Annotated in this window: 25 protein-coding genes; 13 read left to right on the forward strand and 12 right to left on the reverse strand. The window is 47.5% G+C overall.

Annotated features, from left to right (window positions below; genetic code table 11):
* Positions 1–31: 31 nt before the first annotated feature.
* Entirely contained in the window at positions 32–484 is a 453-nt protein-coding gene (locus LSG34_RS07545; protein WP_233008214.1) for a DUF4826 family protein, read from the forward strand.
* Here the strand turns inward: LSG34_RS07545 and LSG34_RS07550 are convergent.
* Complete coding sequence (locus LSG34_RS07550; protein WP_233008215.1) at positions 481–1,536, reverse strand: AraC family transcriptional regulator; 1,056 nt, start codon at positions 1,534–1,536, stop codon at positions 481–483. The genes LSG34_RS07545 and LSG34_RS07550 overlap by 4 nt on opposite strands.
* 148 nt (positions 1,537–1,684) lie before the next feature.
* Between LSG34_RS07550 and LSG34_RS07555 the strand changes: the two genes are divergently transcribed.
* Complete coding sequence (locus tag LSG34_RS07555) at positions 1,685–3,205, forward strand: amidohydrolase family protein (protein ID WP_233008216.1); 1,521 nt, start codon at positions 1,685–1,687, stop codon at positions 3,203–3,205.
* 29 nt (positions 3,206–3,234) lie between these two features.
* Here the strand turns inward: LSG34_RS07555 and LSG34_RS07560 are convergent, their stop codons facing one another.
* The 4 genes from LSG34_RS07560 to LSG34_RS07575 form a co-directional block, all read right to left on the reverse strand.
* Positions 3,235–4,290 (reverse strand): NAD(P)H-dependent flavin oxidoreductase, encoded by a 1,056-nt coding sequence (locus LSG34_RS07560; RefSeq protein ID WP_233008217.1) that lies wholly within the window; start codon positions 4,288–4,290, stop codon positions 3,235–3,237.
* A 76-nt stretch (positions 4,291–4,366) separates the two neighbouring features.
* Positions 4,367–5,029, reverse strand: a complete 663-nt coding sequence (locus LSG34_RS07565) for a DsbA family oxidoreductase (RefSeq protein ID WP_233008218.1) — start codon at positions 5,027–5,029, stop codon at positions 4,367–4,369.
* A 75-nt stretch (positions 5,030–5,104) separates the two neighbouring features.
* Positions 5,105–5,311: a tautomerase family protein gene (locus LSG34_RS07570; protein ID WP_233008219.1), complete on the reverse strand. Its 207-nt coding sequence runs from the start codon at positions 5,309–5,311 to the stop codon at positions 5,105–5,107.
* 39 nt (positions 5,312–5,350) lie between these two features.
* Positions 5,351–6,385: a quinone oxidoreductase family protein gene (locus LSG34_RS07575; RefSeq protein ID WP_233008220.1), complete on the reverse strand. Its 1,035-nt coding sequence runs from the start codon at positions 6,383–6,385 to the stop codon at positions 5,351–5,353.
* Positions 6,386–6,618: 233 nt separating this feature from the next.
* Between LSG34_RS07575 and LSG34_RS07580 the strand changes: the two genes are divergently transcribed.
* Positions 6,619–7,542 (forward strand): LysR family transcriptional regulator, encoded by a 924-nt coding sequence (locus LSG34_RS07580; protein WP_233008221.1) that lies wholly within the window; start codon positions 6,619–6,621, stop codon positions 7,540–7,542.
* 2 nt (positions 7,543–7,544) lie between these two features.
* Here the strand turns inward: LSG34_RS07580 and LSG34_RS07585 are convergent, their stop codons facing one another.
* From LSG34_RS07585 to LSG34_RS07600, 4 genes are all read right to left on the reverse strand, one after another.
* A complete protein-coding gene (locus LSG34_RS07585; protein WP_233008222.1) occupies positions 7,545–8,426 on the reverse strand; it encodes a LysR family transcriptional regulator in 882 nt (293 codons plus the stop codon).
* A gap of 32 nt (positions 8,427–8,458) precedes the next feature.
* A complete protein-coding gene (locus LSG34_RS07590) occupies positions 8,459–8,950 on the reverse strand; it encodes a DUF2938 domain-containing protein (protein WP_233008223.1) in 492 nt (163 codons plus the stop codon).
* Positions 8,951–8,965: 15 nt separating this feature from the next.
* Complete coding sequence (locus LSG34_RS07595; RefSeq protein ID WP_233008224.1) at positions 8,966–9,217, reverse strand: DUF2798 domain-containing protein; 252 nt, start codon at positions 9,215–9,217, stop codon at positions 8,966–8,968.
* Positions 9,218–9,562: 345 nt separating this feature from the next.
* Positions 9,563–10,540: a GGDEF domain-containing protein gene (locus LSG34_RS07600; RefSeq protein WP_233008225.1), complete on the reverse strand. Its 978-nt coding sequence runs from the start codon at positions 10,538–10,540 to the stop codon at positions 9,563–9,565.
* Positions 10,541–10,757: 217 nt separating this feature from the next.
* Between LSG34_RS07600 and LSG34_RS07605 the strand changes: the two genes are divergently transcribed.
* Both LSG34_RS07605 and LSG34_RS07610 read left to right on the forward strand, forming a co-directional pair.
* The gene (locus LSG34_RS07605; RefSeq protein WP_233008226.1) at positions 10,758–11,489 is read left to right on the forward strand and encodes a hypothetical protein; all 732 of its coding nucleotides are present in this window, start codon (positions 10,758–10,760) and stop codon (positions 11,487–11,489) included.
* Between the two features lie 98 nt (positions 11,490–11,587).
* Entirely contained in the window at positions 11,588–13,003 is a 1,416-nt protein-coding gene (locus tag LSG34_RS07610; protein ID WP_233008227.1) for an ADP-ribosylglycohydrolase family protein, read from the forward strand.
* A 12-nt stretch (positions 13,004–13,015) separates the two neighbouring features.
* Here the strand turns inward: LSG34_RS07610 and LSG34_RS07615 are convergent, their stop codons facing one another.
* Complete coding sequence (locus LSG34_RS07615) at positions 13,016–13,531, reverse strand: DUF1569 domain-containing protein (RefSeq protein ID WP_233008228.1); 516 nt, start codon at positions 13,529–13,531, stop codon at positions 13,016–13,018.
* Between the two features lie 111 nt (positions 13,532–13,642).
* Between LSG34_RS07615 and LSG34_RS07620 the strand changes: the two genes are divergently transcribed.
* From LSG34_RS07620 to LSG34_RS07635, 4 genes are all read left to right on the forward strand, one after another.
* Positions 13,643–14,329, forward strand: a complete 687-nt coding sequence (locus LSG34_RS07620) for a Crp/Fnr family transcriptional regulator (RefSeq protein ID WP_233008229.1) — start codon at positions 13,643–13,645, stop codon at positions 14,327–14,329.
* An 81-nt stretch (positions 14,330–14,410) separates the two neighbouring features.
* The gene (locus tag LSG34_RS07625) at positions 14,411–14,902 is read left to right on the forward strand and encodes an Mpo1 family 2-hydroxy fatty acid dioxygenase (RefSeq protein WP_233008230.1); all 492 of its coding nucleotides are present in this window, start codon (positions 14,411–14,413) and stop codon (positions 14,900–14,902) included.
* Between the two features lie 132 nt (positions 14,903–15,034).
* Complete coding sequence (locus tag LSG34_RS07630) at positions 15,035–16,387, forward strand: ribonuclease J (protein ID WP_233008231.1); 1,353 nt, start codon at positions 15,035–15,037, stop codon at positions 16,385–16,387.
* A gap of 1 nt (position 16,388) precedes the next feature.
* Positions 16,389–17,555 (forward strand): GNAT family N-acetyltransferase, encoded by a 1,167-nt coding sequence (locus tag LSG34_RS07635; RefSeq protein ID WP_233008232.1) that lies wholly within the window; start codon positions 16,389–16,391, stop codon positions 17,553–17,555.
* Between the two features lie 11 nt (positions 17,556–17,566).
* On the opposite strand, the gene yghU is transcribed toward LSG34_RS07635, so the two are convergent.
* Positions 17,567–18,412 (reverse strand): glutathione-dependent disulfide-bond oxidoreductase, encoded by an 846-nt coding sequence (yghU, locus tag LSG34_RS07640; RefSeq protein ID WP_233008233.1) that lies wholly within the window; start codon positions 18,410–18,412, stop codon positions 17,567–17,569.
* Positions 18,413–18,593: 181 nt separating this feature from the next.
* On the opposite strand from yghU, the gene LSG34_RS07645 reads away from it, so the two are divergent.
* The 4 genes from LSG34_RS07645 to LSG34_RS07660 all read left to right on the forward strand — a co-directional run bounded on the left by LSG34_RS07645 (position 18,594) and on the right by LSG34_RS07660 (position 21,330).
* Entirely contained in the window at positions 18,594–19,040 is a 447-nt protein-coding gene (locus tag LSG34_RS07645) for an outer membrane lipoprotein (protein ID WP_233008234.1), read from the forward strand.
* A gap of 66 nt (positions 19,041–19,106) precedes the next feature.
* Positions 19,107–20,393: a leucine-rich repeat-containing protein kinase family protein gene (locus tag LSG34_RS07650; protein WP_233008235.1), complete on the forward strand. Its 1,287-nt coding sequence runs from the start codon at positions 19,107–19,109 to the stop codon at positions 20,391–20,393.
* 149 nt (positions 20,394–20,542) lie between these two features.
* Positions 20,543–20,938, forward strand: coding sequence for a response regulator (locus tag LSG34_RS07655; RefSeq protein ID WP_233008236.1), 396 nt, complete (start codon positions 20,543–20,545; stop codon positions 20,936–20,938).
* Positions 20,939–21,120: 182 nt separating this feature from the next.
* Complete coding sequence (locus LSG34_RS07660; RefSeq protein ID WP_008897616.1) at positions 21,121–21,330, forward strand: cold-shock protein; 210 nt, start codon at positions 21,121–21,123, stop codon at positions 21,328–21,330.
* Positions 21,331–21,426: 96 nt separating this feature from the next.
* Here LSG34_RS07660 and LSG34_RS07665 read toward each other — a convergent pair whose 3' ends face one another.
* The gene (locus tag LSG34_RS07665; protein ID WP_233008237.1) at positions 21,427–23,982 is read right to left on the reverse strand and encodes an EAL domain-containing protein; all 2,556 of its coding nucleotides are present in this window, start codon (positions 23,980–23,982) and stop codon (positions 21,427–21,429) included.
* Positions 23,983–24,220: the final 238 nt, after the last annotated feature.

Here is a 24,220-nt window from a genome sequence, read left to right on the forward strand (position 1 = left end):
AGCTGTTTTCAGCCAGCAAGGGCGTTTGACGATGAATTTGGATGAAGCAGAAGACTGGGCCTGGTGTGATGCGCAGTTTGCCGCTATTGAAGCTTATGTAAAAGCGCAGAATATTCCGCATGGCGTCATTTGTGACTGGCCTGAATGGTTTGCCGCCCCTTATGTTGGTTTATGGGCTGTGGAAGATCCGGCTGATCCGGGTTTTGTTGGGCACTGGATATTAGCCGGTGATTCGACTGGCGTGCAACCGCAGCCTGTGGCTTTTGATTATTTAAGTGCAGAAGATGGTGCTGAGCCTCGTGAAGCTTTAGCTGCTTTTGCCAAAAAGTGGGCTACTTTGGCAGCAGCTGCAGCGAAAGGCACAGCCTGGACTGGCAGCCCGGTATTAACGGGTGACTTAGCCCAGCAGGCCAGCCAGTTAGCGCGTCAGGCGGAGCTGTTAAAACTTTGGGCTGCTGACGATGATATGTGGGAGCAGGATTAAAGTCCTGCCTCTTGTCGGAAAGCCGAAGGGGACAAGCCTACGACCCGCAAAAACTCTTTATTAAAGTTAGATTTGCTGCTGAACCCGGCCTGTTGCATCACTTCAATCACCGGCATGTCAGGTTCAGCCAGTAATAAACGTTTTGCTTCGGCTATACGCTGATCATTCAGATAGACCGAATAACTTTGGCCGTACAGCTGATTAATGGCAGTGGACAACTGACGGGCTGGCAGTTGTAGCTTTTTGGCGGCTTGCGGCAAGGTAATACCAAATTCCTGTTTATACAGCTGCTCTTTAATCACCAGTTGCTCAAAACGTTGCATGATGTCGGCGGCGCGTTGTTGTTCTTCTGCGGTTAAGCTTTTTTGTTCTGGTTGTGAGCCAAGCAGATACATCCATTCCAGCCAGTTGCTGCGCTGTAAAGCGGCCAGCAAGGTGGCGATATTCAGCAGAAAAAAGGCGCAACCCGAAACAAAAAGTGCCACCGAGTCCTGCAGTTTGACACCTGCCTGAATTTCCTGAACCACAGCTATTTCACAGCCAATATTGATCAGTGCAATCAGCATCAGACAAGCTAACCAGCGATAAGCAGGAGAGGCCAAAGTGCCCAGATGGTGCAAGGCTTGTTTTCCTTGTCGCATCCGAAAAGCGATTAACAGGAAGTACAAAATAAAGCTGGCCATGATGGCGAAGTCTATGCCGTTCATCAGCAGTGAGCTGCTGAGCAAAATCACAAACACTAGTGTGCCGGCGACAAAATGCAAAGCATCAGACCAGCGCAGTTGCGCATCGGGTTTTTGCACCAGGCAAAAATACAGATACAACAAAGGCCCAAGCCACATAGCCACCAAAGGCCGCAGCAAGCCTAAGGCACCAGCTTGTCCATGTACTACAGCAATCAACACAATACTTTGATGGGCGTACAGCAGATAGCTAACACCCAGTAGACGTTTAGGCCAGGGCCGCAAAGCTGTCATAAACAAAAATTGTGCTGCTAACAGCAGGCAAAGCAAAGTATTAGCGGACTGAATATAAGTAATGTAACTAAGCATCTGATCTGCCTTTTAAATTATGACTCATCATAGCCCTGGTTAAGACGACCTGAAACCTGTTTTTTAAGACCTCGATCCTGTTTTGAGTCGAGCCACAGGGCAAAAAAGCACAAAGTTGCTGGCAGTTCATCACAACAGGAAACTTTTTATGCACCACTCTTTCATTTCTACCAAAAGCCGTTTTGTCAGCCTCAGTGTTTTGAGCTTGCTGATGGCCACTGCCCCTGTGTTGGCCGAGTCTTTGCTGATCCGTAATGTCAGCATTGTTAGTGACGGCAGCAGTGGAGACAATCCGCAACTTTCAGCTGCGCAGGATGTGCTGATTAATAACGGCAAAATTCAGGCTATTGGCACCAGGCTCGGGCAGGCTGACCAACAGATTGATGCGACTGGTAAGTATCTGATCCCGGGGTTGATTGACAGCCATGTGCATTTAGATGGTGTGCCTGGCTACAAGGGCCATGATGCAAAAGATGAATCTATGCTGCAACAAGCCAGAACCCAGATGCCACGAAGCTATGCTTATTTTGGTTTTACCACTGTGCTGGATTTAACAGGCGATGCGAATTTTATTGCCAACTGGAACAGTGCAGCTGCAGGCCCCAAAGCCTATTTTTGTGCACCGGTGGTGATCCCTAATGGGTATCCGGCGGTGTTTTTTGGTAAAGAAGGCCAGTTTCAACTGACGGGTAGCCAATACATGTTGTATGACCCGGCTCAGCCTGATGTGTATCCGGCCAGTTTTAACAAGGAAGAGCATAGCCCAGAAGCCGTGGTGGCTTTAGCCAAACAACAGGGCGCCCGTTGTATCAAAGTATTTTATGAAACAGGTTTTGGCGCACAGCGTAACTTACCAGTGCCTTCTGTGACGCTGATGAAAGCTGTAGTTGCAGAGGCAAAACAGCAAGGGCTGCCCGTGTTTTTGCATGGCAATTCGCAGGCTGCTTATGAGTTTGCGCTCGACACAAAAGTAAATACGCTAGTGCATGGTTTATGGCACACCCATAAAGGTGCAGAGCCAGAGCATAATCACAGCAAACTGAATCGTATTGCCGATTTACTGGTGAAAGCCAATATAGCGGTTCAGCCGACCATTCAGGTGCTTTATGGTGAGCAGGAATTACTGAATCCGGCCTTTTTTCAAAACCCACAAGTGCAGCATGCCATACCAAAACAACTGAGCCAGTGGTATCAAACTGAAGCAGGGCAGTGGATGAACAGGGAGCTGGCGGGTAACTTTGCGCCAGCACAAAATCCGGCAGAGCTATATCAGCAAATCAAACAGGCTTATCAGCAACCTCTGACCTTAGTGCGCCAGATGACTGCAGATTTAAACCAAAGAGGAGCTGTGTTGCAGTTTGGCAGCGACACGCCAAGTGGTCCTTTTTATAGTCAGTTTCCTGGCATCAATGGTCGCTGGGAAATGGATCGCTGGCTGGAAACTGGTTTGAGTTTATCTCAGCTGTTCAGCGCCATGACCAGTGGTAATGCCAAAGCTTTAGGCATGGAAGGCGAGATAGGTTTTGTTAAAGCAGGTTTAGATGCCGATTTGTTATTACTTGGCAGCAACCCGCTGCAGACGGTCACTGCTTATGATCAAATAGAGCTGGTGATCCTCAAAGGCAAACCACTGCAACGTGCTGAGTTGTCTGCTACTCAACAGCACTAAAAGCCTGCAGCACTCAAAGAGCTAGAAAACTAAGCCTGTTGCCACTCTTTCACTAGTGTGGCAATCAGTGTTGCAGCCGGAAGTTCCCGTGCTAAAGCTGCAGCTTGTCCGGCCCATTGCACTGTAAAATCCTCGCTGCCATGTTTAGCTGCGGCAGCAACCAGGGCTTTGGCTGCGTCGTAGGCTATAGGGTAGTCGGGCAGTGGCGGCGCATTTACTTCGACTTCCTGATAAAAACTATTAGGCAAACCCCGGGCTGGCCGGCCTGAGATGACGCTGGTAAAGCGGGTTTGACTGGCCAAAGGGCTTTTCAGATTCGCTCTGTACAGCGCATTAGTGGCAGATTCAGGGCAGAGTAGAAAGGCAGTACCAAGCTGCACAGCACTGGCCCCTGCTGCCAGCATCTGCCCAATGGCTTTACCATGCATAATGCCACCAGCGGTAATCAGAGGTTTAGTAGTGCGTCCGCTCAGCGTTTGCAGCAGCGTTAAAGTATCAAGTTGTGAGTCGGGTTGCTTTGGATTAAACACCCCTCTGTGGCCGCCCGCTTCTATGCCCTGAGCCACTATGGCATCGACGCCAGCGGCTTCAGCTTGCTGTAATTCATCAGGATTGGTCACACAAGCCAAAGTATAAATACCGGCCTGTTGTAAGGCTTGTACTGTGGCTGCGCCGGGCACACCAAAATGAAAACTGACCACTGCTGGTTTTTCTTCCAGCAGCATCTGTAGTACATCTGCTGCGACCAGAAAACTTAAATAAATCTCCTGCAGTGCTGTAGGTGCTGATGCAGAAAAACGGGCGAGAAAGGGAGCCAGATGCGCCAGCCATTGCTGCTCAAGGTCCGATTTAGCAACAGCAGGCTGATGGCAAAATACATTGACGTTAAAGGGCTGGCTGGTAAGCAGCCTGGTGGCGCGGATCATGGCTCTGGCCTGTTCACAGCTACTGGCACCAATAGCGATGGAACCTAAAGCACCGGCATTCGACACTGCTGCCGCCAGCTCTGGCGTCGAAACACCAGCCATAGGCGCCTGAATAATGGGATAGCGGATGCCTAATCGTTGGCAAAACTCATTGTTCATGCTGCTCTCCTGCCTTAGATGATTGCTGTCAGGGCACTTATGTTACTAACAGATGTTACCGGACAGCTTTTGCATTTTACACTTGTGTGCCGCTGGCAATATCCTTTAATGCTTTTTTATAAGCCGCCACACTCTGACTACCGCTGATCAGGTATTGCTGGTTGATAAAGATGGCGGGCACCGACTGAATACCCCATTTCCGCACTTGTAGCTGATGTGCTCGTACCTGAGTTTTACAGTGATCGGAGGCTAAAAAAGCCGATACTTCAGTGGCATCAAAACCTGCAGAGACAGCAGCTTCTGTTAGCACCTTATGATCACTCAGATTTTTACCTTGGCTAAAATAGGCGGTAAACAAGGCCCGTTTCAATTCCAGTTGTTGACCTGACAGTTGTGCCCAATACATCAGCCTGTGACCGTCAAAGGTATTGTAGTAGTGACTGCGTTTTTCCATATTAAATTCAAAGCCAAGTTCCAGGCCTCTTTGGCTGATATTTTGCTGATTGACCAGCACTTGTGCTTTGCTCAGACCATATTTGGCGGCGACATGAGTAAATTTTTCCAATCCGGCTGGCGGAGCGTCCGGATTTAATTCAAAAGGTAAAAAGTGAATTTGGGCATCAAACTGCTGATTGGTTTCCTGCTTCAGCTCCTCTATGGCGTGCTGCAAGGCATAGAGGCCTATAACGCACCAAGGGCATACCAGATCCGAGATAAAATCAATTTGTAGTGGTTTCATTCTGAAGTTTTCCTGTTGTAATAGGGGTTGCGGATCAACCCGGCCTTTAAAGCCGGGTTTCGTCTGCTGAAGGTATTAACCTGGATTCTGGCGACGGTATTCGGTGGTGGTAAGACCGGCGTACCCCCAGTTATCTGTGTCTACTTCTTCAATCACTATGTGAGTCAGTTCTGGCTTTTTGGCCATCACCCGCTGCAGTGTTTCTGTCATTTCGGCGATGACCTGAGCTTTTTGCTCGCGGGTAACGCTGTCTTTGGTTATACGTAAGTTGATAAAAGGCATAGTATTTTCCTCTTTGAATGCTGTGGGTTAGTTGGGTTATTAATAAGCCCAGGGCATCAGAACAACTGCGCCTTTGGCTTTGTTGGTAGCAACCAGCTCGTGAGCTTTGGCGGCTTCACTCAGCGGTAACACTGTGTCGACTACGGTTTTAATCACACCGGCCCGCACCTGCTCCAGCCAGATCTGCAAATCTTCAATGTCAGCCATCAGGGTGCCGCGAATTTGTTTTTGGCTGAAAAAGAAGTTACGGATATCAAACTTCACTTCGGTTCCGGCCATAAAACCCATGGCGACTACTATGCCAAAAGGTTTGACTGCAGCTATGGTATTGCCGAAGCCGTCACCACCAATGCTGTCGATCGCCACGTCCACGCCAGCGCCATTGGTCCAACGCGTGATGGCTTCATTAAAGTCTTCGTTTGTGGTGTTGATCAAAAGGTCCACTCCAAGGGCTTTTACGACGTCGGCGGACTCCTGAGTGCGCACTGTAGTGGCCACTTTGGCACCCAAAGCTTTGGCGACCTGAATGCTCATCAAGCCAGTGCTGGATGCACCTGCATGCACTAACACGGTTTGACCGGCTTTCACTTCACCGACAATTTGCACGGCGCGCACAGCAGTCAGCAAAGTGACAGGTAAAGACACGGATTGCTCAGGTGGTAAGCCGCTGCTGTCATGCACCACCCAGGCGGCAGGTACTGTGATGTACTGGGCATAAGTGCCAGTCAGATGCAGGCCAGGCAAGGAGTAACTTGGTGCTGCTGTGGCTGGACGTATAGCTGCATCAGCTGGGTCTTTGGCATAACCCGGCATAGCTATCACTCTGTCTCCGGTTTTAAAACCTGTGACACCCTGACCCAGGCCTGCAATTTCGCCCGCTGCGTCCATGCCCAACACATGAGGGAAAGACAAAGCCGGGTTCACACTGCCTTCGCGGATATAGTGATCCAGTCTGTTCACCGTAGCGGCCAGCACTTTGATCAGAACGTGCCCAGGAGCCGGCACTGGGGTTGGCAGTTCCATCAGTTCAAGCACTTCAGGGCCACCAAATTTATTTATTACTGCTGCTTTCATATCGTCATCTCCATAGAGGACTTTGCTAATGGACTGGGCTTGTTCCCATGCTGTTCTGATGAACAAGGAGCGAAGCTATTGCAGTAGTGGTTTGACACATCGTCTTCGCCACAGCTGATGACGACTACTATATTTGTGATGTAGAGTTACAAAAATAGGGTTTCAATCACTTCAGTTGATACCTTGTGTAACAAATGCTGTAATAAATGGCGTAATGAATGGTGTAGCAAATAATGAAACGACACTTTGATGATATTCAGCTGGGAAGCATTGAATTGTTTTGTTTAGCGGCTGAAGCGGGCAGTTTTAGCGCTGCAGCACTGGAGGCTGGGGTAACGCCTGCGGCTGTCAGCCGATCCATTTCCAGACTGGAAGAACGTCTGGCCGTGCGGCTTTTTGTCCGTACTACCCGCAGTATCCGGCTGACCGAAGCAGGCAGAGCTTATTTTGAGCAATGCCGTCAGGCCTTAGCGCAGCTGATAGAGGCTGAGCGGGAGGCGATGGGAAAACAAAGTCAGGCGGCAGGAACCTTAAGACTCAGTGTGCCTACGACCTATGGCCATCACCGTATATTGCCTTTATTGCCGTTGTTTCGTGCCAGCCATCCTGATGTCAAAGTGGATATTCACTTAAGTAACAGAAACATAGATTTTGTCAGCGAAGGTTATGATATGGCGATCCGGGTCAGAGCTTTGCCGGACTCAGGCCTGATTGCCCGCCATCTGGAAGATGCAGCTCTGGTTGTGGTGGCAACCAAGTCATATCTGGCGGCAAAAGGCACTCCTGTCACCCTGGATGATTTAGCTTTGCATGACTGCATTCAGTTTGAATTGCCAAGCAGTGGCCGTCGTATTCCCTGGTTATTTCAGGATCAAGGCAAAGAACTGGAAATTCTGGCGCAAGGTGGCTATTGCCTGTCGGAAGACGTGTTAGGTGGTGTGACTTTGGCTAAAAATGGCGCCGGCTTATTTCAGACCTATAAATTTGTCGTCGAAAAGGAGCTGCAAAGTGGCGAGCTGGTGCAGGTGCTGACGCCTTATCAGGGCCGATCCCGACCTTTTACTTTGTTGTATCCGCACAACAGGCATATACCACTTAGGCTCAGGGCTTTTATTGATTTTCTGATGGAGTACCGCGCCTTGTGGGCGACTCAATAAATTCAGGTGTTTATCACCAGCTGTTGTACTAATTCAATCACAGCTTTGAGTTGAGGCTGCAGCATTCGGTCTGGTTGGCAGGAAAACCACAGTTTCACCTGCTGATCGGTTTGGCCAAGCAATTGCACTTCGCCTTTTAGTTCAGCATCCAAAGCGCTGTCGGCATGCAATAAACCTATGCCCACAGCACCTGCTATCAGGGCTCTGGTCATCTGTTCCTGATCCACTTTAATGACTTTTTCCGGATAAAAAGCATGGCGTGCGAAAAGCCCTGCCGCAGCCCGGCCACAGCAAGTGTCCGGCTCTGGTAAGACCCATGGCAACTGGGCCAGTTGTTGCCAGTCAGGCTGGGTGTCTTTATTCACCCATGCAGCTGGCGCCGCAATATAAATACCATAACTGTCCACTTCAATATGATGCAGCGCCGGATCTGGCTTGGCACTGGTATAAAATCCGGCGTCGATTTTGCCTTGCGCAAGCGCTTGCTGTATTTCTACTGAGCTGCCGTAGTGCATGCGGATGTCTAACTCTGGGTAAAGCGTTGAAAGCTGATTCAGTAGTTGCCCGAGTAATTTAGCGCTGGATCCACGGTTGGATCCGAGCCGGACACAACCATGCAATTCGCCTTTTAAACGTTTGGCATCCAGCAACAATTCCTTTTGCAGTTGCAGCAGTTGTTCGGCTTTGCTTAATAAGGCCAAACCCTGAGCACTCAGGCTCATACCTTTGGCTGTGCGGTTAAACAGCTGTAATCCCAGTTCATCCTCCAGCGCTTTAATATGGGCGCTGACAGCTGGTTGACTTAAAAACAACAGTTCAGAAGCTTTAGTGATACTGCCTTCGGCTGCTACTGTGACAAAGGTTTTTAGCTGATAAATATCCACACACCAGACTCCAAAAGGCAGAACATTGAAGTTTATAGCATAACGAATAACAGACCGGACAAATACAAGCCAAGACCAAAAACGCTGTGAGTCAGCAAGCTTTTCATGCGGGCTTTTGCTGGTGAAGGTGTTTTTGCTGCAGCTATGCCGGAACCTAATGCGGGCTGCATCAGAAAAAAAGGAAATACCACAGTACCAACGCCCACCAACAGTGCCAGCCACAAGCTGGGATTTTGCAGCCATAAGCCATCATTAGGTAAAATCAGCAGCAGCGCAAACAGAATACCAATGACGTAATGACTCAGCCAGCCAATCAGGCATTCAGCCTTTTGTGGTGCGGCTTTGCCAATGCTTTGATGCCGGAATACGCCAGATCTCATATGGCCAATCCAGCGACCGACCAGACAAAAACTCATCGAAGGCACTTTAAACACAGTGCTCAGTAGCCAGACCCATAAATCCATCACTAAAGTGGCGCCAGTACCAATGAGTATGGCTGCTGTCAGTTGTTGCAGTTCAATCATGAGCTAATCCTCCAGTCAGACCAGGCCGTTTTGCTTAGGTGCGCTAATCACCAAAGTAACAAGTTTGCGTACCAGTGGCGTCACCAGCACTATGGTTGGAAAGGCAATGACAAAGGCGGCAGACCAGGCTTTCAGCCAGAGAAACAGCAGGTCAGTCACCCAACCCAGGTTCAGCGCTGTGATACAAAACGACATCACTCCGGACATCAGTAACGACATAAAAAATGAAAATACATAGGGGCTATAGCGGCTTGGGATCATCATCATCAGCTTCCAGTATGTGTTTAAGGTTTAGGTGCTTTTGTAAAGCAAAGCACCGGACAAGGCATAGTCTGCGCTTACTCTGATTTCTGATCCAATTGCATCTTTGGAAGGGAGGCCTCAGCTTTCCTGAGGTCTTAACAGTAGGCTTTGGCCGAACAGCCAGAGTCTGTAGCTATGAGCACTTATTACAGAGTGTGAGTTGTTGTCTTCATACGCTTTATCAGCTTAGGCTAAAGCCTGAATCCACTACTCTTTGTGTCTTTTTAATGGGATGGCAGCAGCACACTCAAAGAGCTGTACCTGATCACATATTGACGGCTATGATTCTGCAATAAACGGACAAAGGGCTCAGCTGTCGGAGAATACGCCGGTTTGATTGCGGCCCTGAGTTTTAGCTTTGTAGAGCACCTGATCTGCGGCTTCGAGCAGGTGTTTTTTATCATTGAACTTTTCAGCGCTGGCCAAACCTATACTGACGGTTAACTGACGCAGCGGCCATTCATGATTGGCGACCACCAGTCTTAACTTTTCCAGGGTTTTGTAAGCCGATACTCTGTCTGTACCAGGTAAAATCAGTACAAACTCCTCACCCCCATAACGGGCGAAAAAGTCATAGTTTCTGCAATGCTGCTGAAACAGACTGGCTACTTCACTCAGTGCCTGATCGCCTGCCGCATGGCCAAAGCTGTCGTTAAAGCTTTTAAAATGATCAATATCTATCAGAGCCAGCGTGAAAGGCTGCCCTGTTCTTTGCCAGCGGGAAAATTCAGCCTCAAATTTCTGATCAAAAGCTCGCCTGTTATTTACCCCTGTCAGCGCATCGGTCAGACTGGTGAGATGGAGCTGCTCGCTTAATTTCTTTAACTCCAGCATAGCAATCACTTGCCTGGAAAGGGCTTGTAAAGAGTCAATTTGTTTTTGGTTCAGTTGCTTAGGTACATAATCAAAGACACAGATAGTGCCTATAACAAAACCTTCAGGGTCAATCAAAGGCGAGCCTGCGTAGAATCTGTATCCTGGTGCCGAAGCCACCATAGGATGAGTATTGAACCTAGAGTCGAGGCTGGCATCTGGCACAACCATTACAGCGTTCGGTGCTTCCATCGCATAACCACAAAACGATTCCCGGCGTAAAACAGAGTGGCCAGCAATACCAAGTTTTGCGATTAAATTAAGCTCTGTATCATCAGCCTTTGTCACCATAGCCACTGGCGCGTCGCAAATATAGCTGGCCAATTGGATGATATCCTGCAGGCTTTGCTCTGCGTTAGCTGGCTCATGAATGCTTTTACCTGCCAAAGCCTGGGCTACTAAACTAAAGGCCATATGATTTCCCCTTTCATGTTCGGCGCCTTCTGGCTGCTTGCCTAAAAAACATGAATTAAGCCGTTGATTTAACTCTAGCATAGCTCTGTCTAACTTGGGGTTATCTGTTAAAAAGTTCCAGAATACAGAATTGCGGTCTGATGCCTATAGGGGCTAGCCGAGGCTCTATGTTGCTGTTAGGCTGGCTCTGTAAAAGGAATTTTTGAATGGAGTCAAAATGAAAACAACTTCTGTGCTGGTGCTTGTTGTGTTGGTATTTGTAGTGGGTTTAGTTTCGGGAATACAACTGGGCAGTTCAAGCGACCGGAACATTGATGAGACAGTAGAGCTTCAGCAGCAGAGTAGTGGGCTAACAAAGCCGGTTATGGAGCCCGTTCTGCCAATTCCTTTGATTCAAGTTACTGCACAAGCGACAGCAGGCCGGAATGAACTTACCCAACTGCAGAACCGTATCACTGAATTAGAGCAACAACTGTCTACCCGCGACAAAAAACTGGAGGAGGTGGGACAGCGTTTTCGCCAGCACGGCTCTATGGAGATCGAAACTGCAGACACTGAACGAGCTCCTACAACCATCAGTAAAGAACAGGCTCAGTCTTTTTTACCTGAACCTTTTGCCAGCCTGATGGCAGAGCAAATAGGTCGGGCTGTGGATTATCTGAAGCAGCATCAGGCTGAGGAAGTGGATACTCAGTGGGCTTATGAAGTTGAGCAAAATGTGCGTGACTATTTTGCGAGCCATGAAAACGCCGCCTACCTGAAGTTAAGCTCTGTATCCTGTAAAACCAGTATCTGTGAAATACAAGGTTTTGAATTAGAGCCTGAGAAAGCCAATGCGATTATAAATACTTTGGCTATGCAAAGTTGGTGGCGTGGAAATACTCATGTTTACAAGGGCGACTCTGAGGAAGGTCACTATTTTTACCTGCTGGCCAAAATGAGACGCTGATCTACTACTTCATAATGGTTGCTGCTGTACAAGCTTGACAACAAAGCTTGTAGATCGCATAACAGAGCTCCTGTAAGTGCTTTCATTTTGGATTTACTATGAAATCGGCGTGGTGTTTTGTGCTTTCTGTTTTGCTGTTGTCTGGTCTTTTTTTCACTCCTTCCGTTCTTTATGCGCAGCCTCAAGCTACATCTGCTGCTTTTTGTCAGGCCACAACACAAGACGGCTATAGTCTGAATAAAAAGCTATATGCCGATAAGGTACATGGCTTTTGGCTGGGGCTGAGTATTGCCAATTGGACTGGGCTGGTGACAGAAATGGATAAAATTGGCGGGGAGGGCCCGGCAGGGAAGTTTTATACCCGTCAAGACTGGAAAACAAAAGATCAGCCCAGTATCTGGGGCCAGGGTATACCCAGTAATTTATCTGCCACTATTGATTGGGTTTTGGCTGATAAAGATGAAGTTTGGGGTTCGGATGATGACAGCGATATTGAATATATTTATCTGAAGTTAATGCACGACAGCAAAAAACCGCTGCTGAGTGCAGAACAAATACGCGATGGCTGGCTAGCGCATATTTACAAAGATTCAGAAACGCCCTTTAAAACAGCAGAAGGCAAACCAGAAAACTTTTTATGGGTATCGAATCAGCAAGCTTTTGATTTAATGCAGCAAAATATTCTGCCGCCTTTCACCGGTATGCCAGCCAATAACCCGCACTACGATATGATTGATGCTCAGCTCACCACTGAGCTCTTTGGTATTTTGTCGCCGTTCCGTGCTGATATAGCCTCCAAACTAGCCTATTTACCTATACGCACCACGGCTTATGGCGAAGCGGCCGATATCGCTAATTTTTATGTGGTGATGCATGCGCTTTCTGCTGCAGTGGATCCAACCAAGGCTATACAGCCTCAATTACTGCAAATAGCAAAACAAGCCCGTGCCGAACTACCGTCAAACCAGTATCCGGCCAAGATGTATGATTATGTCTGGTCTTTGTATCAGTCCGGCATTTCATGGGAAGAGGCCAGAGATAAGCTGTATCAGCGTTATCAGGTCGAAGCGAAAGACGGTTACGAAATTACCGGCAAAAAGCTGTATTGCAATGGCTGCTTTGCCGCTGGCATTAACTTTGCTGCCAGTTTAGTCAGCTTGTTTTATGGTGAAGGTGATATGCAGGAGACGATAAAAATAGCTGTGTTGGCGGGCTGGGATTCGGATAACCCAGCCGCAACCTGGGGTGGCCTTTATGGCTTTATACTGGGAAAAACCGGAGTGGAACAGGCTTTTGGTCGCAGCTTCTCCGACAAATTTAATATTCATCGCACCCGCAAAGGTTTTGCTAACAACGGCATAGATAACTTTGATCAGATGGCGCTGATGGCAACAGCTATTGTTGATCAGGTGGTGGTGCAGCATATGGCTGTTAAAACGACAGCAAAAACTGCTGCTGATGAAAAGTGCTGGCATATTCCGGCTTTTGTAGCCCCAATTGTCAGCCCTTTATGATCATGAAGTTGATCAACTGCTTTGAATTTGCAGTAAATGCTGCCGTATATGCATCACATGAGCAGCCTGATAATCCTGATGATTAAGCACACCATAGGCAAAATGTGGGGTGAGGCTGGTGCTCTGGCTAAATTGCTCTAAGGCCTGTAACAAGGATTGCAATGCCTGTGGTGTTGGCATGGTTGCGTCAAGCTGTGGCATGCCTGGGATCGCCTCATCCAAAGGATGAACCATAGCACCTGCTGCTTTAAAGGTTTTGAGGGCGACAGGCCCAACACTGTGGGTAAACCAGGCCGCTTTATGTTCAGGATAACCCTGAAACGAGCCTCGGACACTTTGAGCCAGATGCTGAAATACCTGGCTTGGGTTCCAGCTGCCGCTGCTGGTCAGTTCTTTGTGTTGTAGCGAGTGTAGCTGCTCAAGCAAAGCATCCCAATTGGCATCAAAACCTCTGCTGCCCAGCTCCAATCCAGCAGCTGCAGCCACAGTAATACCTGCACCTGCTATTAAGAATTGTCTTCTGTTCATCTGTTTTCCTGTTCTGAATCGAATGCTGAGCTGCTGTACTTGCTGATTTTATCCGGATCTCCTACCTTGTGCACAGTTTGAATTATTCAGCTTGATAGCTCAGGTGTAGTTATGTCCGACCATTTTGCATTACAGCTTCGGGAGCATAGCCACTGGTTTGCTGCTTTATCAACGAGCCAACAGCAGCAGTTGTTAGCTCATGCCAGACTGGTGCAACTTGGGGCAGGGCAACGTTTATTCAGTCGCGGTGATGAGTTTGATGGTATTTATGTACTGTTATCCGGCGCTTTGCTGATTGCTGGCGTGCACAGCTCAGGCCGCGAAGCTTTGCTGACCATAGTGGAAGCTGGTGACTGGATAGGTGAAATTGCTTTGTTTGACCGCAAAGCCCGCACTCATGACGCTACCGCCAGTGTGCCTTGTCAGTTGCTGCAGTTGAATAATTCAGCTTTGCAGCAGTTGGTGCATCAGGACCCGCTTTGGTGGCAACGCTTTGGCCAGTTATTGACGGAAAAAATGCGGCTGGTGTTTCAGGCGCTGGAAGATATGAGTTTATTGCCCGCTTCAGTGCGTCTGGCACGACGTTTATTGATGTTATGTCGTTTGCATCAGCAGGATGAGCGTTACCTGATCCCAGTGCAACAAGAGCAACTGGGCCAATTATTGTCGTTATCGCGTCAGACCATTAATCAGTTACTGCAACAGTTAGTGGCAAGCGGCGTGATCCGCACCAGCTATGGCGAAATTGAGGTATTAGATTTGAAGCTGTTAAAACTAGCTGCAGAGGTGGCTGTTTAGCGACTGCTTAAGATTGTCGGCTGCCCGACAGTGTTCCGCGCTGTTTTGCCTTAGAGTGTTTTTTTCGCTAAGGAGAACCCTATGAAAACCTTATCAGAACATTTAATTCAGTACGCCCATTACCATAGAGACCAACGTAATATTTACACCCACTTTGCTGGTATTCCGCTGATTGTAATTGCCTTATTCAGCTTATTGTCGTTTGAGATAGTAGCGGGCATCACAGCCACTCATCTGTTGCTGGTTGGCTCTTTGTTATTTTATTTCCGCTTAAGTCTGACTATGGGGCTAGTGATGCTGGTGTTTAGCCTGAGCTGTTATGCGCTGGCGCTGCAACTGGTCGCACTGAACAGCACCTCTGCCTGGTTAGGTAGCTCTGTTGCAGTATTTGTGTTGGGTTGGGTGCTGCAGTTTATCGGGCACTATTTTGAAGGTAAAAAGCCAGCTTTTGTCGATGATCTGGTGGGGTTATTGATAGGACCTTTGTTTGTGATGGCTGAGCTGCTGTTTTTGTTGGGTTTTGCTAAATCGCTGCAACAGCAAATTGATCAAAGCGCCGGACCTGTGCATTAAGCACCTATTCGACCTTTATTTTTAGGCTACCTTTATCGCCAGACTGCCTTTATTACTAGGCTGGCTGAGCCAATGGGCTTACACTAGCCGTATTGTGAATAGTGGTTGTGAAAAGCGCAGGAAGTTGTGATTGTGGATTTAATACCGAGCCGCGCTGATTTGTGGTTTTTACCTTTGGGTGGCACAGGCGAAATTGGCATGAACCTGAATTTATATGGTCATGCCGGTTTGTGGCTGATGGTGGATTGTGGTGTGACTTTTAATAGTCCATTGCAGCCCAATAGTTTAAGCAAAGCCGATGTAGTGGCTGCCGATCCGGCCTTTATTGCCAGACAACCGGAGAATCTGGCCGGCATCATTATTACCCATGCTCACGAAGATCATATAGGTGCTTTGCCAACACTTTGGCCCCGTTTTAAATGCCCTGTTTATGCCACAGCTTTTACTGCTGAAATTCTGCGTCGTAAGCTTGCCGAAGTAGGGCTTTTAGACAAAGTTCCTATCATTGAAGTCAAAACCGGCGATACCAAACATATAGGCCCTTTTGCGGTGCAGTTTCTGGCTATTACCCATTCCATCCCTGAACCTCATTGCCTGATGATCCGCACTGACGCTGGTTCTGTGTTTCACACCGCCGACTGGAAAATAGATGCAACACCTATGACAGGGAAAGCCTTTAAACCTCGCGTGTTTCAACGCTTAGCCCAGGAGAATGTCACAGCTATGGTCTGTGATTCGACTAATGCGTTGCGGGAAGGTTTTTCAGTGTCGGAAAACGACTGTTATCAGGCTTTGTTGCAGGTGATAAGCCAGGCGCAGGGCCGGGTGGTGGTCAGTGGTTTTAGCAGCAATGTCGGGCGTTTAATAGCGCTTGGTCGGGTGGCGAATAAAACAGGCCGCTATATGGCGCTTTTGGGCCGTTCTTTACAAAATATGGTTGGCGCCGCCCGGGCTACAGGGCACTGGCCAGAGGATCTTCATCTGATTGATGCCAATGATTTGGGTTATTTACCCAAAGCCGAAGTTTTAGTAGTCGCGACCGGCAGTCAGGGTGAACCTAAAGCGACCTTAAGCCGGTTAGCCGCTGATATGCAGCGTGAGTTGTCGCTGGAAAGTGGTGATTTAGTGATCTTCAGCTCCATTATTATTCCTGGCAATGAAGCTTTTATCGAAAAGCTGGTGCAGCAATTTCAGCAACGTGACATTCAAACCTTACAAAGCCACGACACAGACTTACCCATTCACGTTTCAGGGCATCCATGCCGCGGTGAGCTGGAATTATTGTACAGCTGGGTCAAACCGCAAATCGCTGTGCCAGTGCATGGTGAAGCGGCGCATATTGAAGCTAATGCTCAAGTCGCACATCAAGCCGGAGTGCCGATTCAACTGACAGGCTTAAATGGGGACTTGTATGTGCTCGCACCTGAACCCCGTATCTATAAACAAGTGGTCAAAACTGGCCGCATTGCCTTATTAAGGTCCTGATATGCAGCTGCAGTGGCTTGATTCCATTAGTAAAGTCAAAGCAGCGGACTGGAATGCTTTATTCCCGGCGGACTATCCTTTTAGCCGTTATGAGTTTTTACAGGCGCTGGAGCTGGGTGGCAGTGTCGGCAGCAGTTCGGGTAGAGAAACCGGCTGGCTGGTGCGGCATTTTGTTGTCTGGCAAGAGGATCAACTGATTGCCGCTGTGCCTGCCTATATCAAATTGCATTCCTATGGCGAATACCTGTTTGACTGGTCTTTTGCCGAAGCTTATCAAAACTACGGTCTGGAGTATTATCCTAAGTTATTGCTGGCGATTCCTTTTACGCCGGCTGAAGGGCCGAGGTTGGGGCTAGCCGCTGATGTGGATAAAGCACAAGTGCTGCAATGGTTACAGCAGGGGGTCAGTCAACTCAACCTGGTTTTGCCATTAAGCCATCTGCAATGCCTGTATGCCTCACCTGACGATCAGCAGGCGTTTCGTGAAGCAGGTTTTATTGAACGTTTTGATGTGCAGTTTTTATGGTCGAATCAGTGCTTTCAACTTTTTGATGATTTCCTTGCTGTACTGACAGCACGCAAACGTAAACAAATTCGTAAGGAAAGGGCGGCGGTAGCAGAGCAGGGCGTTGTGCTTAAAACCTTAAGCGGTGCCGATTTGGATTTAGCATTCTGGCAGCAGTTTTATGGGTTTTACTGTGACACCTACCAAAAGCGTTCCCGCCATAATGGCTATTTAACAGCGGACACCTTCTGGCGTTGGGGTCAGACTATGGCAAAGCAAATGGTGGTTTTTGCTGCTTTTGTCGATGACCAGATGGTGGCAGCTTCTTTGTGTTTCAAGTCAGAAACTACCTTATATGGCCGCTATTGGGGCTCTGAACAAGACTTTAACTTCCTGCATTTTGAATGCTGTTATTACAGCGGTATAGACTATTGCATCAAACAGGGATTGCAGTTTTTTGATGCCGGAGCTCAAGGCGAACATAAGCTGCAACGTGGTTTTGCACCAGTGTTGCGACATGGTTTTTATCGCTTTACTGAAAAAGCAGAACACAAGGCTATCAACGAAGCTATAGCCCGTTACTGTGTGCAGGAGCAACGGGCTTTAGTGTTGTATCAGCAGGAGGCACAAGACAGCCTGCCTTTTGCCAACCGTACCGATTAAGCTTCAGGCATCTATGCTTTAGGGATCTTGTCAAAATCCGCAGCGCTATGACGTTCCGGCAGCTGCTCGTGGGCTTCACCCCAGTTGCGATTGACCTTCACCGCGCGTTTTGCAGCAGGGCGTGCATCAATTTGTTTGGCCCAGCGCTGCAGATGTTTATAACTTTGCACATCCAGAAACTCAGCTGCATTGTACAACCGGCCTAAAGCTAAACCGCCGTACCAGGACCAAATCGCCATATCGGCAATGCTGTATTCATCGCCTGCAACAAATTGATGTTTAGCCAGTTGTTGATCTAACACATCCAGCTGGCGTTTTGCTTCCATCGCATAACGATTGATTGGGTATTCGTATTTTTCCGGAGCATAGGCGTAAAAATGACCAAAGCCACCACCGACAAAAGGTGCGCTGCCCATCTGCCAGAATAACCAGTTCATCACTTCAGTACGTTTGGCTACCTCTTTTGGTAGAAAAGCACCAAACTTTTCAGCCAGATAAAGCAAAATGGAACCCGACTCAAACACCCTGATGCCAGTGCTGCGATCGAATAACGCCGGAATTTTACTGTTCGGGTTCACTGCAACAAAACCACTGCCGAACTGGTCGCCATCACGAATGCTGATCAACCAGGCATCGTAATCAGCAGCTTGATGGCCAGCCTCCAGCAGTTCCTCCAACATTAAAGTCACTTTGACACCGTTGGGAGTGGCCATTGAATACAGCTGTAAATCGTGTTCGCCAACAGGCAAAGTTTTTTCATGGGTGGCGCCAGAGACGGGTCTGTTCACACTGGCAAAAGCGCCACCATTTGGCTGCTCCCATGTCCAGACTTTTGGTGGGGTATAAGTGTTGCTCATAGCATCTCCTAGTGGGCAATCAATAGTGAAATTCAGTACAGCTGTTGTTGGATATTGGTTTGGTTGAGTCGTATTGCAAGGGTATTCGTTTTTGTTTTAACGCTGCTGCGTGTTCTGTCGTACAGACGAAGCAGTGTTCAAAGTCCAGGCTGAATATCCTTGTGGTTAGCTGGATATTGCTATGAAAAACTTCACACTTTTTTTGTCTTCTTTAACTCTGGCTGTGTTGAGCCTTGCCCCTTTAACTGGCTGTAGCTCCCCTCGTCAGAATGTACAACAAAGCGTTGAACCTGCAGAGCAAATTGGCAGCGTCCGATCCATTGAAATTATTGCGTTAGACAACCGCAATTCAGGTGGGGGAGCTGTGCTGGGTGCTGTATTAGGTGGTGTTATTGGTAATCAATTTGGTAGTGGTTCAGGCCGAAGCATAGCTACAGGAGTTGGTGTGGTAGGTGGTGCTATGGCTGGTAATCAGGTTGAGAAAAACAATAAAACGGCAGAGGAAATTTATCGTGTGACTGTGGATTTTGACAACGGCCGCACCCAACTCTTTGATTATCAGCAGATTGGCGATTTACGCCGTGGTGACAGAGTGCGGGTTGCAGGTTCACAAATCTATCAGCTGTAAAGGTCAGAACTTGTTGCATCAAGGCTGCATCTGTACAATCCGGCTTTTTCAGCAGGTTGGGATCAGATGTTTAGCCTTGAAACTTTAGCGCAAACTACAGCGCCATTAAGCCGTATCAATCTCTCTGCTGGCCTGAGTGAATTTCCGGCTGATTTATACCGTTTTGCCGACAGTCTGGAAGTTCTGGATTTATCCGGTAATCAGTTGTCGGATTTACCTGCTGATTTGCACCGTTTTCAAAAGCTGAAGCGGCTGTTTTTAACCAATAATAATTTCAGTCATATTCCTGCTGTATTAAGCCTTTGCCCAGCTTTGGTTATGGTGAGTTTTAAAGGTAATCAGTTAACAGAGTTTGCTGAAGCTTCTCTGCCGGAACAGCTGGAATGGTTAATTCTGACAGACAATCAGCTTACCCAACTACCGAATGACTTTGGTCGTTATACCAAACTACGCAAAGTAGCAATGGCGGGGAATCAGCTGTCTTCGTTACCTGATTCGATGCAGCAGTGTCGTGATTTGGGTTTGTTAAGATTATCGCTGAATCAGTTTGAATCTTTTCCTGACTGGCTATTTGAATTGCCAAAATTAGCCTGGCTGGCGCTGGGTGCAAATCCTGCTTGTCCTGTGCCTGAAGCTCAAGCTATTACTGCTCATAGTTTGCCTGATTATCAGTTGTTAGAAAAACTAGGGGAAGGCGCGTCCGGTGTTATTTATCAGGCGCGTTTTGCGCAAGATAACGAGCTGGTGGCGTTAAAGCAGTTTAAAGGCTGGATCACCAGTGATGGTTGCCCAAAAGACGAGATGAATAATTACCTGAATGCAGGTGATCATCCAAATCTGATAGCGGTCAAAGCAAAGCTAACAGACTGCGATTTACCTGGTTTAGTGATGGAGCTGGTGCCAGCGTCTTTTTCTGTACTGGGACAACCGCCTTCTTTTAATACCTGCACACGCGATACCTTTACCCAAGGCCAAAACCTGACGCTGCTCAAGCTTAAGCAACTGGCGCAGCAGGTAGTCAACGTGATGGCACATTTGCATCAAAAGCAGATAGTTCATGGCGATTTGTATGCGCATAATATGCTGGTGAATGAAGATCAACAGCTGTATCTGGGCGACTTTGGCGCTGCTACTGCGTTTCATGCCCTACCACAAAAACAACAACAGCTGTTTTGTGCACTGGAAGTCAGAGCTTTTGGTTACTGGTTATTGGATATGCAAAGTCTGTTGTCTGTTGATGAGTCGGCAGAATTTGAGCAAAGATTTGCAGCTGTAGTGCAGTTATCTATGCAACAGAAGGTCAGTAGTCGCCCCGGGTTTCAGCAGTTACAGGTTTTGTTGACAGAACTCTGATTTTTTTAGCTCGAGACTCTGAACCTTATAGTGGTTTCGAAAACTAAATCATCTTGTTACATCACTGGAGAATTGGATAAGTTATAACTACAGTAAAAGGCCATGGACTTTTCTGTTGTAAGTAACAAGGAAGAGGTTGAAACAAACTTATGCCTTTTAAGTTATTGATAGTAGACGACAGTCAGGTGTGTTTAATGCTGACCAGAGGTTATGTACAAAGCTTCAGGCCAGACTGGAGTTGTTCCACTGCAGGCAGCGCTGAAGAAGCTATGACCTTGATTGAACTACAGCATTTTGATGCCTATTCGTTGGACTATAACTTACCTGGCCGTAACGGGCTGGAGCTGGCTAAATGGATACGTAACCGTGATCAGCAGTGTTTTATTGGTTTATTAACCTCCAATATTATGAATTATGTCGAAGATCAGGCGATCAGTGACAATATTAACTATTATCGAAAACCCGCTAAACCTGATGTGATACAACAGTTTGTCAGCGATATTGAACATTATAAAAAGGCTTATTTTAATAACTTAGTGAAATAAGCTTTGACACAGCTCTGAAAACCTATACACTGGCCTTGCTTTGTTAGTCTGTTCATTATTTATGCACCACAACGAATGTTACTGTTGTTTTAGTACGTCCTGTATTCATAAGTTAAAACATCTCTTACAGCACCACCGCCTGAAACCAGGCATATTAATTTCATTAAATACAGGTATATACCATGTCTAATACAACTACCGGCACAGTAAAATGGTTCAACGAAACTAAAGGTTTCGGTTTCATCGAACAGGCTTCAGGTCCAGACGTTTTCGCTCACTTCAGCGAAATCTCTAGCACGGGTTTCAAAACTCTGCAAGAAGGCCAACGTGTACAGTTCACTGTAACACAAGGTCAAAAAGGCCCACAGGCTGAGAAAATCGTTGTTCTGTAATTTCTAATTACAGTTACCGGAGTTAACAGATTTAATCTGATTCCACCGGTCACAACACAAAAAAAGGCAACTGCATAGCAGCTGCCTTTTTTGTATTTATGGCTTATGAAAATGACGAGGGGCAGTTTTTTGCAGCAATAGCTGAGTAGTTGTTGCATTTTCAGCCTTTCCAAACCAGTACCCCTGACCAAACTGACAACCTGCTGCCAGCAAAAACTCCTGTTGCGCTTGTGTTTCCACACCTTCAGCTATGACATCCAGGCCCATCGCATTGGCCATCGCAATAATGGCGCTGGTGATTTGTCGATCACTGGTATTGTCCGGTAAGGCTTTAATAAAACTTCGGTCTATTTTCAGGCTATTAATAGGCAAATGTCGTAAATAAGACAAAGAAGAATAACCAGTGCCAAAATCGTCGATAGCCAGACGGATACCAAGTCGCCGTAGTTGTTGCAGCATATGTTGAGTCTGAGTCGCACGTTCGGGCAGCAAGCAGCTTTCGGTGATTTCCAGTTCCAGCAATTGTGGATTTACCACTGTTTCTGCCAGGATTTGTTTTAACTGAGGCAGAAATAGTGGATCAGCCAGCTCTTTTGCCGAAATGTTTACAGCCACAGGTACTGCCAGTTTCTCCCACAGTTGCAACTGGTGGCAAACCTGTCGCAGTACTTGTTGACCCAATTGATGGATAAGTCCTAAGGTTTCAGCCATCGGAATAAAACGAGCTGGCGGTACTTCACCTAATTCATCGTCATGCCAGCGTACCAGTGCTTCCAGGCTATGTAATTGCCCGGTTTGCAGCTTCACTTTAGGCTGGTAGTGCACTTCTAATTGTTGGTGCGACAACGCCTTGCGCAGAGCCTGCTCCAACTGCAATGCCTGATCATTACGTTGTCCTACACTGCTGGTGTAAATGCTGTATTTGTTGCGGCCTGATTCTTTTGCCTGATACATAGCGGCGTCAGCAAACTTCAGCAGTTCACTGGCATTGGTGCCATGCTGTGGATAAATACTGATCCCCACACTGGTGGTTAATACCAGCTCGTTGTGTTGGATCTGAAAAGGCAGATCAAATTGTGCCACTATACGTTGCGCCAGCTTTTCTATCTCTTCCACACCGTCGCATTCAGGCACCAGCATAGTAAATTCATCACCGCCGAGGCGAGCTACGGATTCGCCTGCTCTGCTGGCTTTTTGCAGCCGCCTCGCAACCTGACGTAAGGCTTCATCTCCGGCCTGATGACCTAAAGTGTCGTTGATTCGCTTAAATAAATCTAAATCGAGAAACAGAACAGCTAACTGGTGGTCGTGACGTTTGGCATTCGCCAGTGCCTGTTCCAGCCTATCCTGAAACAAACGGCGGTTGGCAAGGCCAGTCAGTTCATCAAAATAAGCCAGTTCATGAATTTTTTGTTCGCGCTTTTTACGCTCTGTAATATCAGAAAAAATGGCTGCGTATTGATTGGTTGTACCGTTTTCACCTCTGACAGCGCTGATAGACAGCCATTCAGGGTAAATTTCGCCGTTCTTGCGTTTATTCCAGATTTCACCTTGCCAATAACCTTGCTGCTGCAAGCGTTGCCACATCTGCTGATAAAAACTCTCGTCATGTTGCCCTGAGCTGAGCAGGTTTGGAGTCTGGCCTAAGGCTTCTTCCATACTGTAGCCTGTCAGCTTGCAAAAGCTGGGGTTAACTGACTGAATAACACCGCGCTCATCGGTGATCATCACAGCATCGTGCGAGGCTTCTATCACTTTATAAGCTAAGCGCAAACTGCTTTCTGAGGAGCGCAGCGCTTTGTCTCTGGCTTCTAATGCAGCCTTTAACTCACTGATATACAAATGTTCCATATTTAGCAGTATGTGGTTATGGGACAACAAACCTACAGGTTTACCGTAGGGATCGGTGACACCAAGATGGCGAAAACCATGCTCGCGTAACAGCCGCACAGCCTGCAATAAACTGCTGTGTAATGGCAGTGTCAGTAAAGGGCGGGTTGCGACTTCAGTCAAAGTGCACAGCGTACGTTCTGTCGCGACAAAGTGCACCAGATCCCGTTCTGTGACTATGCCGTACTCTGTATCAATACACTGGCTATGATCAAATTTTACAATAGCGGCGTCGCGTTGGGTTTGCTGCATCAGAATTGCAGCCTGTGCTACCGTCAGCTCAGCCTGAAGCAACAAAGGCAACTCGACCAGAATAGAGCTGATATCCCGCAGCACCAGATAATGCTCCAGTGGCTGCTGATGGATCAGATCGGTTTGCGTCACTATGCCAATGGCCTTGTGCGCTCTGTCTGTGACCAGTAAACGCCTGACACCTTTTTGTTTCATCAGCGCCGCAGCTTCACTGGTCGTGCATTGATCTGGCACAGAAAGTACCGGGCAGCTCATAACCATAGAGACGGGGTGGCCTAATAAAGTGGTATCAGAGAGATCCAGTTTTTTGCAGTCAGACTCAGTCCAGATCCCAAGAATATGATCGCTTTTTTTAACCAGAATACAGCTGATGTTATGGTGTCGCATCAGGCTTGCAGCTTGTTGCACACTGGTTTGAGGCTCACAACAAATCAGGTTTTTTTGTAGCACTTGTGCGACGGTCTGGCCTGATGACAAAGGGGTTAATGCAGTACTTAATGGCAAGTTCATACTCAGGGCAGTTCCTTTGTCAGAAAAACAAAACCTGATGCTAAAGCTTTGTGTGACTTTGGATCTTGATCTGAAACAACAGCAGCAAACAAAGCCGCTCCTGTGTTATAGCCAATAGTGTGATTTACCCAGAAATTTTCCCTGTTTAAGAAATCGATTACCTGATTATATTTTCAATTAATTCAATGTTTTGTATTTTAATGACTTACATCTTATGAAAAAGTTTTGGTAAACGTTT

The organism is Rheinheimera faecalis, assembly GCF_021290965.1.
GTDB classification, from domain to species: Bacteria; Pseudomonadota; Gammaproteobacteria; order Enterobacterales; family Alteromonadaceae; genus Pararheinheimera; species Pararheinheimera faecalis.

Bases quoted from the DNA above. Each gene is read 5' to 3' on its own strand.
- LSG34_RS07545 (WP_233008214.1), top strand. From the start codon at position 32: ATGAATTTGGATGAAGCAGAAGACTGGGCCTGGTGTGATGCGCAGTTT.
- LSG34_RS07550 (WP_233008215.1), bottom strand. From the start codon at position 1,536: ATGCTTAGTTACATTACTTATATTCAGTCCGCTAATACTTTGCTTTGC.
- LSG34_RS07555 (WP_233008216.1), top strand. From the start codon at position 1,685: ATGCACCACTCTTTCATTTCTACCAAAAGCCGTTTTGTCAGCCTCAGT.
- LSG34_RS07560 (WP_233008217.1), bottom strand. From the start codon at position 4,290: ATGAACAATGAGTTTTGCCAACGATTAGGCATCCGCTATCCCATTATT.
- LSG34_RS07565 (WP_233008218.1), bottom strand. From the start codon at position 5,029: ATGAAACCACTACAAATTGATTTTATCTCGGATCTGGTATGCCCTTGG.
- LSG34_RS07570 (WP_233008219.1), bottom strand. From the start codon at position 5,311: ATGCCTTTTATCAACTTACGTATAACCAAAGACAGCGTTACCCGCGAG.
- LSG34_RS07575 (WP_233008220.1), bottom strand. From the start codon at position 6,385: ATGAAAGCAGCAGTAATAAATAAATTTGGTGGCCCTGAAGTGCTTGAA.
- LSG34_RS07580 (WP_233008221.1), top strand. From the start codon at position 6,619: ATGAAACGACACTTTGATGATATTCAGCTGGGAAGCATTGAATTGTTT.
- LSG34_RS07590 (WP_233008223.1), bottom strand. From the start codon at position 8,950: ATGATTGAACTGCAACAACTGACAGCAGCCATACTCATTGGTACTGGC.
- LSG34_RS07595 (WP_233008224.1), bottom strand. From the start codon at position 9,217: ATGATGATGATCCCAAGCCGCTATAGCCCCTATGTATTTTCATTTTTT.
- LSG34_RS07600 (WP_233008225.1), bottom strand. From the start codon at position 10,540: ATGGCCTTTAGTTTAGTAGCCCAGGCTTTGGCAGGTAAAAGCATTCAT.
- LSG34_RS07605 (WP_233008226.1), top strand. From the start codon at position 10,758: ATGAAAACAACTTCTGTGCTGGTGCTTGTTGTGTTGGTATTTGTAGTG.
- LSG34_RS07610 (WP_233008227.1), top strand. From the start codon at position 11,588: ATGAAATCGGCGTGGTGTTTTGTGCTTTCTGTTTTGCTGTTGTCTGGT.
- LSG34_RS07615 (WP_233008228.1), bottom strand. From the start codon at position 13,531: ATGAACAGAAGACAATTCTTAATAGCAGGTGCAGGTATTACTGTGGCT.
- LSG34_RS07620 (WP_233008229.1), top strand. From the start codon at position 13,643: ATGTCCGACCATTTTGCATTACAGCTTCGGGAGCATAGCCACTGGTTT.
- LSG34_RS07625 (WP_233008230.1), top strand. From the start codon at position 14,411: ATGAAAACCTTATCAGAACATTTAATTCAGTACGCCCATTACCATAGA.
- LSG34_RS07635 (WP_233008232.1), top strand. From the start codon at position 16,389: ATGCAGCTGCAGTGGCTTGATTCCATTAGTAAAGTCAAAGCAGCGGAC.
- yghU (WP_233008233.1), bottom strand. From the start codon at position 18,412: ATGAGCAACACTTATACCCCACCAAAAGTCTGGACATGGGAGCAGCCA.
- LSG34_RS07645 (WP_233008234.1), top strand. From the start codon at position 18,594: ATGAAAAACTTCACACTTTTTTTGTCTTCTTTAACTCTGGCTGTGTTG.
- LSG34_RS07650 (WP_233008235.1), top strand. From the start codon at position 19,107: ATGTTTAGCCTTGAAACTTTAGCGCAAACTACAGCGCCATTAAGCCGT.
- LSG34_RS07655 (WP_233008236.1), top strand. From the start codon at position 20,543: ATGCCTTTTAAGTTATTGATAGTAGACGACAGTCAGGTGTGTTTAATG.
- LSG34_RS07660 (WP_008897616.1), top strand. From the start codon at position 21,121: ATGTCTAATACAACTACCGGCACAGTAAAATGGTTCAACGAAACTAAA.
- LSG34_RS07665 (WP_233008237.1), bottom strand. From the start codon at position 23,982: ATGAACTTGCCATTAAGTACTGCATTAACCCCTTTGTCATCAGGCCAG.